The organism is Leucobacter sp. HNU, assembly GCF_047946755.1.
Taxonomy (GTDB): domain Bacteria; phylum Actinomycetota; class Actinomycetes; order Actinomycetales; family Microbacteriaceae; genus Leucobacter.
On sequence record NZ_CP178837.1, the window covers coordinates 809,093 to 823,804 of the forward strand.

Consider the following 14,712-nt stretch of genomic DNA (forward strand, 5'->3'; position numbering starts at 1 on the left):
CTGCGACACGCCGTCGCGTCGCAGGATCTGCGATCAATCGTGCACGTCGAACCGGCACCGCTGAACGAATTCTGCGCGAAGCCGCAAAATGCCGCGGCGTCGATATCCGAGCCTCTAGGCTGGCCGCATGAGCAGAATCGCCGTCGTTCCCGGATCCTTCGACCCGGTGACCCTCGGACACCTCGACGTGATCCGCCGGGCCGCCGCGATCTTCGACCAGGTCCATGTGCTCGTCGTCCACAACCCAGACAAGCACGCCATGCTCCCCATCGCCGAGCGGGTCAATCTGCTGCAGCGTTCCATCGACGAGGACGAGACGATCCCGAGCAACGTGGTCGTCGCCTCGTGGTCGGTCGGCCTGCTGGTCGACTACTGCGTCGAGGTAGGGGCTTCGGTCCTCGTGAAGGGCATCCGCTCGCAGATCGACGTGGCCTACGAGACTCCGATGGTGCTGATGAATCGCAGTCTCGCGAACGTCGAGACCGTGTTCCTGCTGCCGGACCCCGGGCATGCCCACGTATCGAGCTCGCTCGTGCGCCAGGTCGCGGCGCTCGGCGGCGACGTGGCCTCCTATGTGCCCCCGGCCGTCGGCCGCTACCTCGAGAAGACGCGCCCAGCCTGATCCGGTAGCCTGGATCGGTGAATCACACCCGCGTCTATCAGGAGAACATCCGCGACCTCATCAATCGCCCCGGCGAGATGCGGGAGCGGGAGCGCACCCTCGAGGTTCCCGACCAGCTCGGCGAGGCCCTGGCCCGCATTCCGGCGGGCGAGCAGCTCGACCTCGCGGTGCGCCTGGAATCCGTCCACGAGGGCATCCTCGTCTCCGCAACCGCCCGCACCACCATGCACGCGGAGTGCGGCCGCTGCCTCACGCAGTTCACCGAACCGTTCGAAGTCGATTTTCAAGAGCTTTTCGCGTATACTCCTTCGGAGGCCGACGAGTATGAGGTTCACGGTGATCACGTGGATCTTGAACCTCCGCTCCGAGACGCGGTAGTGCTTGCACTTCCGTTCCAGCCTGTGTGTCGCCCGGACTGCCCGGGGCTCGATCCCGAGTCCGGTGAGCTGCGCGAGGCCGGAGCTGCAGCCGTGTCCAGCGTGGATGTCGATCCGCGGTGGGCGATGCTGGCCGATTTTGTGGCCGACCCAGACCGTGGCGAGGGCGAACAGCCCGCGCCGGATAGCAAGTAGGAGAGAACATCATGGCTGTTCCCAAGCGGAAGATGTCGCGTTCGAACACCCGTCACCGCCGTTCGGCGTGGAAGGCCGAGGCCCCGAAGCTGGTCAAGACCGTCGAGAACGGTAAGACCGTCTACAGCCTCCCGCACCGCGCTCGCGTGGTCGAGGACTCGCAGGGCACCCCCTGTTCCTCGAGTACAAGGGCCGCAAGGTCGCTGACGTCTGAGCTGATGGCACGACATCCTCGTGATGTCGTCGCGAGTGCATGACTTCGCAACACATGATGCCGCCGGGATCCCCTTCGGGGAGCCCGGCGGCTTTCTTTCATCGTTCGGCGTCGCGGTCGATCCCGAGCTGCTGCAGCTCGCCCTGACGCATCGCTCCTGGGCCTACGAGCACGGGGGCGCGCCGCACAACGAGCGCCTCGAGTTCCTCGGCGACTCGATCCTCGGCCAGGCGGTCACGGTCAAGCTGTACCGCGACTACCCGGATCTGTCGGAGGGCGAGCTCGCCAAGCGGCGTGCCGCGCTCGTGTCGACGGTGGCGCTCGCCGAGGTCGCCCGCGGGCTCGGCCTCGGTGCCGAGCTGCGTCTCGGCAAGGGCGAGGAGCTGACGGGCGGTCGCGACAAGGACTCGATCCTCGCGGACACCGTCGAAGCCACCATCGGCGCCGTCTACCTGTCGACCGATCCGGAGACCGCGGCGCAGTTCGTGCGCGAACTCATCGCGCCGCTGCTCGAGGATCCCGACCGTTTCACGGTCGCGCTCGACCCCAAGACCTCGCTGCAGGAGGAGGCGGCCGCGCGCGGCCTGCCGCACCCGGCTTACGAGGTCACGGGCGAGGGGCCCGATCACGACCGCCGCTTCACCGCGCGCGTCGAGCTCGCCGGCGCCGTCGGCACCGGCCGGGGCACCAGCAAGAAGGCCGCCGAGCTCGCGGCCGCCCGCGACGCCGTCGCGCAGCTGCGCAGCGGCACGTAGTCGGGGCGCGCGATGCCCGAACTTCCCGAGGTCGAGGTGGTCAGAGCCGGCCTCGCGCCCGCGCTGAGCGGCGCGAGGGTCGTGGCGGCCGAGGTGCGTGATGCGCGCGCGCTGAAGCGCCACGTCCCGCTCGCGGGCGAAGTCGGCGTCGGCGGTGTGGGCGTGAGCCTCGACACGGCGGCGGCGTCGGCTCGCGCCGCGGACTTCGAACGCCGCATCGTCGGGGCCTGGTTCGCCGCGCCCGCACGGCGCGGCAAGTTCCTGTGGGTACCGATCATCGGCGGCCCTCCGGTCGCGCTGCTCGCCCATCTCGGCATGAGCGGGCAGATGCTGCTGCGCGCCCACGACGCGCCCGACGATGCGCACGTGCGCGTGCGGCTCTGGATCGAGCATCCCGAGCACGGGGAGCTGCGCCTCGACTTCGCGGATCAGCGGCTGTTCGGTTCCCTCGCTATCGACGAGCTCGTGGCGACCGACGACGGTCTCGCCGCCGGTCGCGGTGCAGCGGAGGCGCTGATCCCGGGGCAGGCGGCGCACATCGCCCGCGACCCGCTCGACCCGGCGTTCGACGACGGCCTGTTCGTCGCGCGGTTGCGCGCCCGGCCGGTCGCGGTGAAGCGCCAGCTGCTCGACCAGGGGCTCATCAGCGGCGTCGGCAACATCTACGCGGACGAGGCGCTGTGGCGTGCGCGTCTGCACCCGGAGACCGCGGGCACCCGCATCGGAGCAGCGAAGGCGTCTGAGCTGCTCGTCCACGTGCGCGAGGTGTTCGCGAAGGCCCTCGCGGAGGGCGGCACGAGCTTCGACGCGCAGTACGTCAACGTGAACGGGCAGGCGGGGTACTTCGCCCACAGCCTGAACGCCTACGGGCGCACGGGGGAGCCGTGCCCGCGCTGCGGCACGCCGATCACGCGGGTCGCGTTCATGAACCGCGGATCCCACTTCTGCCCGAGGTGCCAGCGGCGGCGTTCGTAGCCGGCCCAGCGGGGGCGGTGATGCGCGGTCGCTGCGCTATCGTGCAAGCATGCAGTGGACCCCCTCGGCGAGACCCGCCCTCATCGTGATCGACGTGCAGCGCGGCTTCGACGACGCCGTGTTCTGGGGAAGGCGCGACAATCCCGAGTGCGAGGCGAACATCGCCGCGCTGATCGCGCACTGGCGGGCGCAGGAGTGGCCGCTCGTGTTCGTGCAGCACGACTCCGCGAATCCGGAGTCGCCGCTGCGCCCGGGCCAGCCCGGCCACGCGTTCAAGGACTGCGTCACCGGCGATCCCGACCTCCTGGTGCGCAAGCAGGTCAACTCCGGCTTCTACGGAACGCCCGATCTCGACGCCTGGCTGCGCCAGGAGGACATCTCGCAACTCGTGATCTGCGGGATCACGACGAACCACTGCTGCGAGACCACCGCGCGCATGGCCGGGAACCTCGGCTACGACACCGTCTTCGCCATCGACGCCACGCACACCTTCGAGCGGCGCTCGCCGGGCGGTGTCCTGATCTCCGCTGAGGCGCTGTCGGAGGCTACCGCGACGAGCCTGCACGGCGAGTTCGCGACGGTGCTGCGCACCCGGGAGATCATCGCCCCAGCGGGGTGAGCCCCTCCCGACGGATGAAAAGCCCGGGCATCTTCGCAGGAGAACCCGGACTCGGATCACGGAATAGACTCGTGGACCATGGGTGAACACGGCGGAGCGGGCTGAGCGGTGCGCAGGATCTTCGGCAAGCCGATCGTCTGGGCTGCCCTGCTCATCGCCGCGGCCTCCGTGCTCTTCGCGACCGAGAGCTTCGGACTCAGCGATGACTGGATCGTGCCGTTCCTGCTCACCCTGCTCGGCGGATGGTTCGCGGGTCACGCGATCCTCGACGGGCTGAACCGGGTCGAGGCGTTCCGCATCCGGATCGTGCTCCACGTCGGCGCGGTCGCGGCGATCGCGCTCACGATCTGGGCGATGTTCCTCTGGACGAAGCCGCTGACGAGAGCCGGAATTCTGCCGGAATCGGGCTGGGGTGTGTTCTTCGCGCTCCAGATGGCCGGGCTCGTCGCTGTCGCCTGGCTGGTGCTCGCGCTGCTCCACACGGTCACGGCGCTCGTCAAGGTCAGCGGCGCACCGGTCGAGCGCCGCCTGCCCGAGTGGGAGGCTGCCGAGAGCGACGGCGCGATCGTGCGATTCTCCGCTGCGCCGATGCGCTTCGGAGCACTCGCCGGCGTGATCGTCGGCACGATCATCGTGGCGAGCCTGCTGGGAGCGGGACTCATGCTCGCATTCCCGGCGGCCATGAACGCGGGCCCGATGATGGTGATCATTTCGTTCGCGCTGGTGATCGGGCTGCCGCTCTACGCGATCATCAGCGCGATGTTCCGCGCCCGCAGCCGCCGCTGCTCGATCCTCTTCGGAGACCGGCGCCTGCGACTCGAAGTCGGAGACGACGTGTTCGAGTGCGGCTATGCGCAGCTCGACGAGCTCCTCTGGCGGCGGGGATCCGAGTACGCGCGGATCGAGCTCAGCGCGCGCGGGGAACAGCGATCCCTCATCGTCGGAGTCGCGAAGCAGCCGCCGGAGGTCGCACCGAACCTGCCCGAGCTGTCGCGCCGTACGAAGCGGCTGCTCGAAGCGGCCGGGCTCGAGGACGTGTCGAGCGCGCGCGAAGTGCGGTCGGGGCTGACCCGCTACCGGCGTCAGGCCGTGCCGGCGTCCGTCACCGGCTGACGCAGGATCGTGCGCAGTTTCTCGGGGGCCGTGCGGCGCGGATCCCCGAGGTAGACCTCGTGGTGCCGGCCCGTCATGCGCAGCCCCTGCCCGGGGATGAACCGCTCGTGGAGCTCTGCGAGCGTGTCGGCCTCATCGTCGTAGGAGCCGATGTGCAGGGTCTGCACGCAGCGGCCCTCGGTGAGCGACTCGCGGCGGACATCGCCGATGCGGGTGGCGGCGTCCTTCTTGGCGCTCGCCGCGGAGACCGCCGCGGCGAATCGCTGTTCGTCGACCCAGTCGGGCATCAGGAGCATCATGGTCCAGTCCCACTGCGACTTGTCGCGGGCCGAGGTGAAGGACTCCATGTCGTCCGCCCACCAGAGCGCCTCGAGCGGCGGTACGACGTAGTCGCGGTCGAGCTCGCGAGCGCTCGCGAACTTCATCGCGTAGGCCACCGGGTAGAGCGCGGCGATCGCCTCGGTGGCGACCTCGGAGTTGGGGTCGCCGTGGCCGTCGATCATGAGGTACCAGCGCTCGGGGACGTCGATGATCTCGAATCGGCCGCGCGGGGCACGGTAGGACGCGAGGCTGCGCTTGAAGTCGATCTTCTCTGCCATGGCGTCAGCGTAGCTCCCGCCACCGACATCGAACGGACTCAATTTGACCTTTCGGCGCCGTGAATGGTCAATTTGAGTCCGTTCGATGGGGCATTGAGGCGCGCAGGGTGCGCCAGATGCCGGATCCCACCGCGATGAGGAGCAGGGATGCTCCGGCCAGGAGGAGCGGCGCCGCGGTCCAGCCGAACGTCATCGAGAGCAGCAGGCCGCCGAGGAGTATCGCGATCCCTGCGTTCGCCAGGATGAGCGTCTGGCAGGCGATCCGCGCCCGCCGCTCTGCGCGCCCGGGAGACCGCTCGTCCGGCTTCAGGACCCGCTTCGGGTCTCCCGAAGCCCAGAACAGTGCGCTGCTGAGCACCACGAGGATCGCGAGCGGGGCGAACACGGTCGCCCGCGGTCCCCGGGCGTCGGCCGCTCCCGAGGGCCCGAAGTGCACGGGCACCGTCTCGGGAACGCTCGGGAATGCGATCAGGATCGTGAGCGCGACGCAGCCGATGCAAGCCAGCGTCGCGACACGAAGCCCCGAGAGCGCACGGTGCGCACTGAGTGCACGGCGCGACCCGTCACCTCCGCCATCAGGCATCGCGCCCACCCGCAGCCGACTCGCGGTACTCCCGCGACGCGGCGATCACCCGCGGGATCAGGCGGCTCAGCTCAGCCAAGTCGGAGCGGCCGACCGCGGCGCCGACGTGATCCGCCCACGCGTGCTGCTCGGCCGCCATCGCGGCGACCGCCGAGCGGCCCGAGGAAGTCGGTTCCAGCAGTTTGGCGCGTTGGTGCTGCGGGTTGTCGATCCACTCCGCCCAGCCGGCCTCCACCACGTCGTTGGCGACGCGCTGGACGCTCTGCCGGGTGAGGCCGAGGCCGATCCGGCGCGCGATCTCGGCCACCGGGATCGGGTCCTCGAGGGCGGCGCCGAGCACCTGCCACTGCGCCGGGGTGAGCTGATGCGGTGCGCTGATCATCGCGGCCGCGCTCAGGAACTCGCCGTTCAGTTCGAACGCCGGCAGGACGAGCGTGGTGAGCGCGTCGCCCTCAGGACTTCTGCCAGGCATCGGCGGCCTCCATCCAGGCCTGGAAGTACCGCGGATCGGCCGTCAGGTTGAGCTGCTCCCACGCGTCGATCACGTCGTCGGGGAACAGGCCGACGCGCCGCATCACCTCCGCGGTGAACGGGACGGGGCGGATCCCGCTCGCGGTGGTGATGCCGCCGTCGGTGACGACGGGCGCGTCGCGGTAGCGCTCGCCGCCGGCGTAGCCCGTCATCTGCAGGTATTCGGCGGCGTTGGAGGTGTGATCGCGCGCGTCGAGCAGACCGTTGCGGGCGAGCAGGAACGTGGCTCCGCAGATCGCGGCGATCGGAACGTCCCGGGCGAGCAGTGCGCGCGTGGTCTCGACGAGCCGTTCGTGGCCGGTCTCGTAACGGTCGCCGCCGGGGATCACGAGCGCGGCGAGGGACTCGTCGTCGACGATGTCGGCCAGGTCGGCGGACGGCGCGATGGGGAGCCCGCCCATCGACGTGACGGCCGCGAGACCGTCGCCGACGATGACGAGCGAGAACCGGCCCGGCTTCATCTGCTCGGCGTCGGAGAGCTGCGTGGTGAGGTACGCGTACTCCCAGTCGGCCATGGTGTCGGTGGCGTACAGGGCGATCTTGGCGGGGTGCATGGTGCCTCCTCGGGTCCGTGCCCTCATCGTGACAGCATGCTGTCACATGCGCAACGGCGAATGCGATCCGCGATCCGCGCGGTGCACTGGGGTGCGGCGAAACCGTACTGCTAGTTTGGCCGCATGGTGGATCTGCACCCGGTCGAGCCCGGCGTTCGTCTCGACCATCCGTGGAGGCGGCGTTCGCGCTGGGGCATGGCTTGGCGCGCCTGGCTCGCGGTGTGCACTGCGACCATGGCCGGTCTGCTGCTCCTGCTCGGGTCGAATGGCGGGCTGGTCGGATTCTCCGGGCTGTCGGGACTCGCTGTGCATCCCCTCGTGTGCGTCCCGGCGCTCGCCGGCGTGATCGTCTTCGTGACGGGCCCGCGCCTGCGCCACTTCTCGCCGATCAGCCAGGGCTTCCTCCTCGGGCTCGCGGTCGCCTCGGTGTTCGTGCTCGTCGCCCTGGCGGCCAGCGCGTTCCACGGCTGGGGCGCCCTCTTCCTCGTCTACTGCCCGCCCGCGTTCGTCGCCTGCGCGGTCGGGATGCCGCTGGCGATCTGGAGCACGACGCGGAACGGATCCCGAGTCTGCTGGCCGGTGGTCGGGGTGGTCGTGCTGGCCTATGCCGCGGTGTCGTTCTTCGCCGCCGGAGGGACGTTCGGCACCGATCCCTTCGCGGGCTGAGCGTGCAGCGCCGCGCTGCGGGCCGAGCGCGCCTGATTCCGAGGCTTCCCCTCGGGTCCCGACCGGGAGCAGAATGAAGCGTGCTCGCGATCGGCGGGCGTCCACTGCTCAGCGAGGAGGAGTTATCGTGAACGATCAGGTCGAGAGCGCCGCGTCCGGGGAGGAAGTCTCCTACGGCAACGGACGCCCGGTCCACTTCGAGATCCACGCGGCGGATCCGGCTCGGGCGGTGGCCTTCTACGCCGAAGTCTTCGGCTGGCAGTCCGAGGACTGGACCGAGTACGCGGGCATGCCGTACTTCGGCCTGCGCACGGGTGAGGGTCCCGGGATCGACGGCGCGATCATGCAGCGGCACGGCGAGAATCCCGAGCCCGGAGCCCCGGTCGGCGGCGGGGTGCTCACGATGGGGGTCGCCTCCTTCGACGAGACGGCCGAACGCATCGTCTCTGCGGGCGGCACGCTCGCGATGCCGAAATACGCGCTCCCCGGCATGGCCTGGCAGGGCTACTTCCTCGATACCGAGAACAACGTCTTCGGGATCCACGAGCCCGATCCTGGGGCGAAGTAGGCGGCGAGATCCGCGCGGGCCCGCCAACTAGCGTCCGCGCGCCTCGCCCACGACTTCGATCACGGCGCGGAGCCCCCGGTCGAGTCGGACCGCCGTCGCCGCGCCGTAGCCGATCGCGAGGGCGTCGTCGGCTCGGGGGCGGCTCGAGAACTGGGCGACGGTCTCCACGAGCACCCCGCGCGATTCCAATGCCTCCACGGCCTCTGCACCGCTGAGCCCGGAAGGTAGGCGCAGCACGGCGTGCAGACCGCCGTCGAGCCCGGAGAGCCGATCGGCGAGGCCGTGCTCGGCGAACCGCTCGAGCAGCAGGGCGCGGCGGTGCCGGTACTCGCGACGCGTGCGCGCCACGTATCGGCGCAGCCCGCCCGACGCGAAGAACGCCGCGAGCGCCGACTGGGTGACGAGCGGCACGGTGGGGCCGAGCACGGTGCGGGTGCGCGTCAGTCGATCGTGGATCGGGCTCCCCGAGGTGGCGACGAGGTACCCGCAGCGCAGGGACGGCGACAGCGTCTTGTTCAGGCTCCCGATGTGCACCACGACTCCGCCGGGATCGAGCGCGGCGATCGCGGGGAGCGCGGCACCGAGGTGCCGGAACTCGCTGTCGTAGTCGTCCTCGACGATCAGGGTCCCGGTGCGGGCGGCCAGCGAGACGAGGGCGGTCCGATCGGGCGCGGTCATCCGGCCGCCGAGCGGGAACTGATGGCTGGGCGTGACGAGTGCGGCGTCGGGGCGCGTGCGCATCGCGCCGAGGAGATCCGGCAGGAGGCCGCGCTCGCCGACGGGGAGCGGCTCGACGCGCAGGCCGGCGGTCTCGAACACGGCCGACGCCTCGGGGTAGCCGGGATCCTCCGTGGCGATGCGTGCGCCGGCCCCCAGCGCGAGCGAGACGAGCAGGAGGGCGTCGGAGGTCCCCGAGGTCACGATCACATCCTCGGTCGTGCACGCCACTCCGCGCGACCGGCGGAGATGCAGGGCGATCTGCTCGCGGAGACGCCATTCGCCGAGGGGCGGCGGCGCGTACGAGCGGAGGGGGTCGCGAGCCGCGACCGCGAGGGCCCTGCGCCACTCCTCGGGGACGAGCGGCGGGGCGTAGGGGTGACCGGTGCGCAGATCGATCGGATCCTCCGCGGGGGTCGTCGCCCGGCTCGGCGCGACCGGCGGCTCCGGCCTCACACGTTCCCGCACCGGGTTCGCCGACTCCGGCGCGGAAGCCGGTACCGGTGCCGCCGCCGGGACGATGCCGGCGGCGACCCGGGTCGCGGAGCCGAGGCGGGGATCGAGGTATCCCTCGCCGCCGAGCTGCTCGTAGGCGCGTACGACGACCGAGCGCGCGACGCCGAGCGATTCGGCGAGGGCCCGGGACGAGGGGATCGCCTCGCCCTCGCGGAGGTCGCCCGAGAGGATCCGGTCGCGGAGCTGGCGGACGAGCTGCGCCGCCAGCGACTCTTCGGATCCGCGATCGAGTCCGATCCAGATCGAGGCATCCAGCATTGCGGCCTCCCGTGCGCATCGTGATCCTGCCCGCCGACAGGATCGGTCCTCGCAAATCGTATCGAATCGGACTTCGTGCGGGACCGCTTTCGCAGCGATCCTGGGTGCGGCACTCACGCCGAACGACCCCAGGAGGATCCCGGAATGCCCAGTCTCGTCTCGCAACGCATGCCCGAGAAGATGTCGACGGAACGCGCCGTGCTCGACGAGCTGCTCGGCTCGACCGTGCTGGCGCACGTCGGCCTCGTCGTCGAGGGGCGGGCGGTCGTGTTCCCGACCGGCTTCGCCGTGATCCATGACCGACTGGTGATCCACGGCTCGACGGGTTCGCGCTGGATGCGCGCGATCGCCGCGCAGGAGGTCAGTGTGACGGTGACGAAGCTGGACGGCGTGGTCGTCGCGCGCAGCACCTTCGAGTCGTCGATGCTGTACCGCAGCGCCATGCTCTTCGGCCGGTTCGAGACGATCGAGCCGGCGGACAAACCGGCGGTGCTCGATGCGCTCTCCGACCGCTTCATCCCGAACCGCAGCGCGGAGGTGCGACCGTCGAGCAGGAAGGAGCTGGCGGCGACCGTCGCGCTCGCGATGCCGATCGAGCGCTGGTCGCTGCGGGTCTCGGCCGACTGGCCCGAGGACGAGGAGTCCGACATCGCGGGCGATGCCTGGGCCGGATTCGTGCGCTTCGGCGCTCCGAGCGCGACCGCCGAGGCGGCGCCCGACCTGCGCGACGGCATCGAGCCGCCCGCGTCGGTGCGCGAGCTGCTTGCGCATCCGGAACGGATCCTCTAGCGCCCACGGGCGCCCCGGATCGGCGCGGGATCATGCCGATTCCGCGCCGATCCGGTACCGTTTCCCCAGTGCGGCAACGGTCGCGGGCGGCGACGAGCGGAAGGACGGGCGCATGCACCTCAAGAGCCTCACGCTCAAGGGCTTCAAGTCGTTCGCCCAGCCCACCACCTTCCAGTTCGAACCCGGGGTGACCGCGATCGTCGGCCCCAACGGATCGGGCAAGTCGAACGTGGTCGACGCGCTCGCCTGGGTCATGGGCGAGCAGGGCGCGAAATCGCTGCGCGGCGGCAAGATGGAGGACGTCATCTTCGCGGGCACCTCGACCCGCGGGCCGCTCGGCCGGGCCGAGGTGCGCCTCACCATCGACAACTCCGACGGCGCGCTGCCGATCGAGTACTCCGAAGTGACGATCAGCCGCACGCTGTTCCGCAACGGTTCGAGCGAGTACGCCATCAACGGCGAGAACTGCCGCCTGCTCGATGTGCAGGAACTGCTGAGCGACTCGGGCCTCGGGCGCGAGATGCACGTGATCGTCGGGCAGGGGCAGCTCGACGCGGTGCTGCGGGCGACGCCCGAGGACCGCCGCGGATTCATCGAGGAGGCCGCCGGGATCCTGAAGCACCGCCGCCGCAAGGAGCGCACCCTGCGCAAGCTCGACGCGATGGAGACGAACCTCACGCGCCTCAACGATCTCGCCGGCGAGATCCGCAGACAGCTGAAGCCGCTGGGGCGGCAGGCCGAGGTCGCCCGGCAGGCGCAGACCATCGCCGCCGAGGTGCGTGACGCGAAGGCCCGGCTGCTCGCCGACGACGTGTTCCGCCTGCGGAACGAGCTGGAGGCGCTCGCGAAGGACGAGTCGGAGCGGCACGCGGAGCGGATCGTGCTGCAGGAGCAGATCGAGCAGAAGCAGCTGCGGATCCAGAAGCTCGAGCAGGACCAGCAGAGCGAGGAGCTCGACGCCGCGCGCCGCGTGACGATCGCCCTCGAGTCGTCGCAGTCGCGGTTGCGCGGTCTCTACGCGCAGGCGCAGCAGCGACTGACCTTCTTGGCCACGCAGGCGGAGGATCCCGAACAGATCGGCCGATTGACGCGCGCGAGCGTGGAGGAGGCCGGCGCCGAGGCCGGTCGTCTCGAATCACTGATCCCCGAGGCTGAGGCGTCCTGGGAGAACGCGACCGCCGCGACGGCCCGTGCCCAGCGCGGTCTCGACGCCATCGACGAGCACCTCGCGGCGCAGAGCGCGCTCGTCTCGAAGCACGACCTGGAGTTGTCGCAGCTGCGCGGACGCGTCGACGCGGCGCAGCAGAAGCGCAGCGCGGTGGAGCAGGAGCTGCGGCGCCGCGAGCTCGCGGTCGAGCAGGCCGAGGCCCGGGCGGAGGAGGCCGCACAGCGCTTCGCGGAGTTCGAGGCCGAGGCAGGCGGAGCCGAGCCCGCCGAGGGCGGACTCGACGACGCCTATCGCGCCGCGCAGGATGCGGGGACCGCGGCGGAGCAGCGGCGCGACGAAGCGCGCGAGCGCGTGCACGGCATGGAGCAGGAGCTCGCCGGCCTCGACGCCCGCATCAGCGCGCTCGCGCGATCCCTCGACCAGCGGGACGCGTCGGCCGAACTGCTCGGGCAGCAGCCCGCGGGGATCCTCGGCCGCGTCGCCGATCACGTCCGCGTGCGCGAAGGAGCCGAATCCGCGGTCGGCGCAGCGCTGGGCCTCTTCGCCGATGCCCTGCTCGCCCGGGACCCCGAGGCCGCACGCGCTGCGATCTCAGCCGCCCACGAGCGCGACCTCGGCCGCCTGCGCGTCGTCGTCGCGGGAGCGCTGGATGTGCGCCCCGAGCCGGACGACACGGCCCCCAGGCCGGCCGGCGCGAGCCGGACGCTCGACGCCATCGAATCCGCTCCCGAGGGAGTCATCGCGCTGCTCGCCCGCAGCTACATCGCGCCCGACCTCGCCACCGCGACGGCGGCCGCCGTCGAACTCGCCGCGCACTGGCCGGCCGAGAGCGCCACCGTCGTCACGGAAGCGGGCGACGTCGCCACCCGCTACACGACGGCGGGCGGCTCCGGGCTCGCGCCCTCGCGCATCGAGCTGACGGCCGACCGGGACCAAGCGGTGGAGCGCCGCGCCGCGGTGCAAGCTGAGCTGGACGCCGCGGCGACGGAACTCGCCGAGCTCCGGGACCGCGCCGCCCGCGCCAAGCGCGATGCCGAGCTCGCCTACACCGAGCTGCGCGCCGCCGATGCGCGGCTGGCGGAAACCGCGAAGGAGCGGAACCGCCTCTCCGCGCGAGCCGAGGCCGGGGCCGCGGAAGCGGAACGGGCGCGCCAGGCGCTCGCCGCCGTCGCGGGATCCGAGCACGAGGCGGCCTCCGCGGTCGCCGAAGCGGAGGCCGCACTCGAGCTCGCCGAGGGGCGGCCCCGGCCGATCCTCGACGCGAGCTCGCGCGACGGCGCCTTCGCCGAAGTCGAGCGGGCTCGCAGCGCCGAACTGGAACTGCGGCTCGCGCTCGAGACCGCTCGCGAGCGCGCCCGCGCCGGGCGCGCGCAGGAGCGCATGCTCGCCGAACAGTACGCCGCCGAGCAGCGCGCCGCCGAGGAAGCGGCGCGGCGATCCGTGCTGCGGGCACGGCAGGTGGCACGCGCCGAACGCGTCGCCGGGGCGCTTCCCGCCGTGATCGACGCCTGCGACCGTTCGCTGGCCGAGGCCCGGCTCGCGCAGCAGGCCGCCGAGCAGGAGCGCGCGCGGCACAGCCAGGAGCTGACGCTGCTGCGCGCCGAGGAATCGGAACTGCGGCAGCGGTTGCAGTCCCTCACCGAGCGGGTGCACGGGGCGGAGCTGAAGAGCTACGAACGGAAGCTCCAGCTCTCGTCGCTGCTGGAGCGCTCGGGCACCGAGCTCGGGCTCGTCGAGGACGTGCTAATCGCCGAGTACGGGCCGGACCAGCCGATCCCGGAGCTGCCGGATCCCGCGGCCGGGGCCGGGGCCGCGAGCCGCGCGGACGATGGGGACGGCTCGGATGGCTCGGATGGCTCTGAGGGCTCGGATGGCTCGGAGGGCTCTGAGGGCTCGGACGACGATGCACCGATGACCGAGCTCGAACGCGAACTGGAGGCGGAGCTGCGGCAGAAGCGGGAGCGCGAGCGCGTGGCTCGGGAGGCCCGCGCGGCTGGCGCGGACGGCGAGGCTCGCGCGGTTCTTGCCGACCCCGAAGCGCCCGTCGGAAAGCCGTTCGTGCGCGCTGAGCAGGAGCGCCGGCTCGCGAAAGCCGAGAAGCAGCTGGCGCAACTCGGCCGGATCAATCCGCTCGCGCTCGAGGAGTTCGCCGCGCTCGAGCAGCGCCATCGCTTCCTGTCCGAACAGCTGACGGACCTGTCGAAGACGCGCGCCGACCTGCTGAAGATCATCGAGGAGCTCGACGCGAAGATGCAGGGCATATTCGCCGATGCGTTCGCCGATACGCAGGCCGCGTTCGCCGAAGTCTTCCCCATCCTGTTCCCGGGAGGATCGGGCGAGGTCGCACTGAGCAATCCCGATGACCTGCTGACGACGGGCATCGAGATGACCGTGAAACCCGCGGGCAAGAAGGTGGAACGCCTGTCGCTCCTCTCGGGCGGAGAGCGCTCGCTCGCGGCCGTCGCCTGGCTGATGGCGATCTTCCAAGCCCGGCCGAGCCCGTTCTATATCGTCGACGAGGTCGAGGCCGCGCTCGACGACGCCAACCTGGGACGCCTGCTGCAGGTGTTCGAACGCTTGCGAGAGAACTCGCAGCTCATCATCATCACGCACCAGAAGCGGACGATGGAGATCGCCGACGCGCTCTACGGCGTCTCGATGCGGCAGGACGGCATCTCCGCCGTCGTCGGTCAGCGCATCGCGCGCGAGGACTGACCGCGGGGAACGGCCTAGCCGGTTGGGGCGGCGCGGCCGGCCTGGCCGGTTCGGCTGGCCTGGCCGGCCGGTTTGGCCAGTGGCGAAGGACATTTGTCGACTCCTCACCAACGAACTGCGCAGAACTTTGGACCGGGAACTGCCCGATCACGGCCCGGAATGTCAGAGGTCCACACCA

At 71.1% G+C, this 14,712-nt stretch carries 15 protein-coding genes and 1 pseudogene; 11 read left to right on the plus strand and 5 right to left on the minus strand.

Translation table 11 applies throughout. The features are described from left to right. Positions 1 to 127: 127 nt before the first annotated feature. The 7 genes and pseudogenes from coaD (at position 128) to AB3K78_RS03960 (ending at position 4,870) form a co-directional block, all read left to right on the plus strand. Entirely contained in the window at positions 128 to 622 is a 495-nt protein-coding gene (gene coaD, locus AB3K78_RS03930; protein WP_416446355.1) for a pantetheine-phosphate adenylyltransferase, read from the plus strand. 17 nt (positions 623 to 639) lie between these two features. Then, a complete protein-coding gene (locus AB3K78_RS03935) occupies positions 640 to 1,194 on the plus strand; it encodes a YceD family protein (RefSeq protein ID WP_231580793.1) in 555 nt (184 codons plus the stop codon). An 11-nt stretch (positions 1,195 to 1,205) separates the two neighbouring features. Next, positions 1,206 to 1,408 (plus strand): annotated as a pseudogene (gene rpmF / locus AB3K78_RS03940) (50S ribosomal protein L32). 23 nt (positions 1,409 to 1,431) lie between these two features. After that, on the plus strand, positions 1,432 to 2,163 hold the full coding sequence (gene rnc, locus AB3K78_RS03945) for a ribonuclease III (RefSeq protein ID WP_416446357.1): 732 nt from the start codon (positions 1,432 to 1,434) through the stop codon (positions 2,161 to 2,163). A gap of 12 nt (positions 2,164 to 2,175) precedes the next feature. After that, positions 2,176 to 3,138, plus strand: a complete 963-nt coding sequence (mutM, locus tag AB3K78_RS03950) for a bifunctional DNA-formamidopyrimidine glycosylase/DNA-(apurinic or apyrimidinic site) lyase (protein ID WP_416446359.1) — start codon at positions 2,176 to 2,178, stop codon at positions 3,136 to 3,138. Positions 3,139 to 3,187: 49 nt separating this feature from the next. After that, positions 3,188 to 3,757, plus strand: coding sequence for a cysteine hydrolase family protein (locus tag AB3K78_RS03955; protein WP_416446361.1), 570 nt, complete (start codon positions 3,188 to 3,190; stop codon positions 3,755 to 3,757). Between the two features lie 108 nt (positions 3,758 to 3,865). Further along, positions 3,866 to 4,870, plus strand: coding sequence for a hypothetical protein (locus AB3K78_RS03960; protein WP_416446363.1), 1,005 nt, complete (start codon positions 3,866 to 3,868; stop codon positions 4,868 to 4,870). Here the strand turns inward: AB3K78_RS03960 and AB3K78_RS03965 are convergent. From AB3K78_RS03965 to AB3K78_RS03980, 4 genes are all read right to left on the minus strand, one after another. Then, positions 4,840 to 5,469, minus strand: coding sequence for a GyrI-like domain-containing protein (locus tag AB3K78_RS03965; protein ID WP_416446365.1), 630 nt, complete (start codon positions 5,467 to 5,469; stop codon positions 4,840 to 4,842). The genes AB3K78_RS03960 and AB3K78_RS03965 overlap by 31 nt on opposite strands. Before the next feature lie 67 nt (positions 5,470 to 5,536). Beyond that, complete coding sequence (locus AB3K78_RS03970; RefSeq protein WP_416446367.1) at positions 5,537 to 6,052, minus strand: DUF1648 domain-containing protein; 516 nt, start codon at positions 6,050 to 6,052, stop codon at positions 5,537 to 5,539. Next, on the minus strand, positions 6,045 to 6,524 hold the full coding sequence (locus tag AB3K78_RS03975) for a MarR family winged helix-turn-helix transcriptional regulator (protein ID WP_416446369.1): 480 nt from the start codon (positions 6,522 to 6,524) through the stop codon (positions 6,045 to 6,047). Before AB3K78_RS03975 ends, AB3K78_RS03970 begins: the two co-directional genes overlap by 8 nt. After that, entirely contained in the window at positions 6,505 to 7,137 is a 633-nt protein-coding gene (locus AB3K78_RS03980) for a DJ-1/PfpI family protein (RefSeq protein WP_416446371.1), read from the minus strand. Before AB3K78_RS03980 ends, AB3K78_RS03975 begins: the two co-directional genes overlap by 20 nt. A 123-nt stretch (positions 7,138 to 7,260) precedes the next feature. Here AB3K78_RS03980 and AB3K78_RS03985 point away from each other — a divergent pair, with 123 nt between their 5' ends. Together AB3K78_RS03985 and AB3K78_RS03990 are read left to right on the plus strand one after the other, a co-directional pair. Then, positions 7,261 to 7,803 (plus strand): hypothetical protein, encoded by a 543-nt coding sequence (locus tag AB3K78_RS03985; protein WP_416446373.1) that lies wholly within the window; start codon positions 7,261 to 7,263, stop codon positions 7,801 to 7,803. 127 nt (positions 7,804 to 7,930) lie between these two features. Further along, positions 7,931 to 8,371, plus strand: coding sequence for a VOC family protein (locus AB3K78_RS03990; RefSeq protein ID WP_416446375.1), 441 nt, complete (start codon positions 7,931 to 7,933; stop codon positions 8,369 to 8,371). A 27-nt stretch (positions 8,372 to 8,398) separates the two neighbouring features. Here the strand turns inward: AB3K78_RS03990 and AB3K78_RS03995 are convergent, their stop codons facing one another. Continuing rightward, on the minus strand, positions 8,399 to 9,862 hold the full coding sequence (locus AB3K78_RS03995; RefSeq protein WP_416446376.1) for a PLP-dependent aminotransferase family protein: 1,464 nt from the start codon (positions 9,860 to 9,862) through the stop codon (positions 8,399 to 8,401). Between the two features lie 144 nt (positions 9,863 to 10,006). On the opposite strand from AB3K78_RS03995, the gene AB3K78_RS04000 reads away from it, so the two are divergent. Then, positions 10,007 to 10,651, plus strand: coding sequence for a pyridoxamine 5'-phosphate oxidase family protein (locus AB3K78_RS04000; RefSeq protein ID WP_416446377.1), 645 nt, complete (start codon positions 10,007 to 10,009; stop codon positions 10,649 to 10,651). A 112-nt stretch (positions 10,652 to 10,763) separates the two neighbouring features. Then, positions 10,764 to 14,534, plus strand: a complete 3,771-nt coding sequence (locus AB3K78_RS04005) for a chromosome segregation SMC family protein (protein WP_416446378.1) — start codon at positions 10,764 to 10,766, stop codon at positions 14,532 to 14,534. The last annotated feature ends 178 nt before the right edge of the window (positions 14,535 to 14,712 follow it).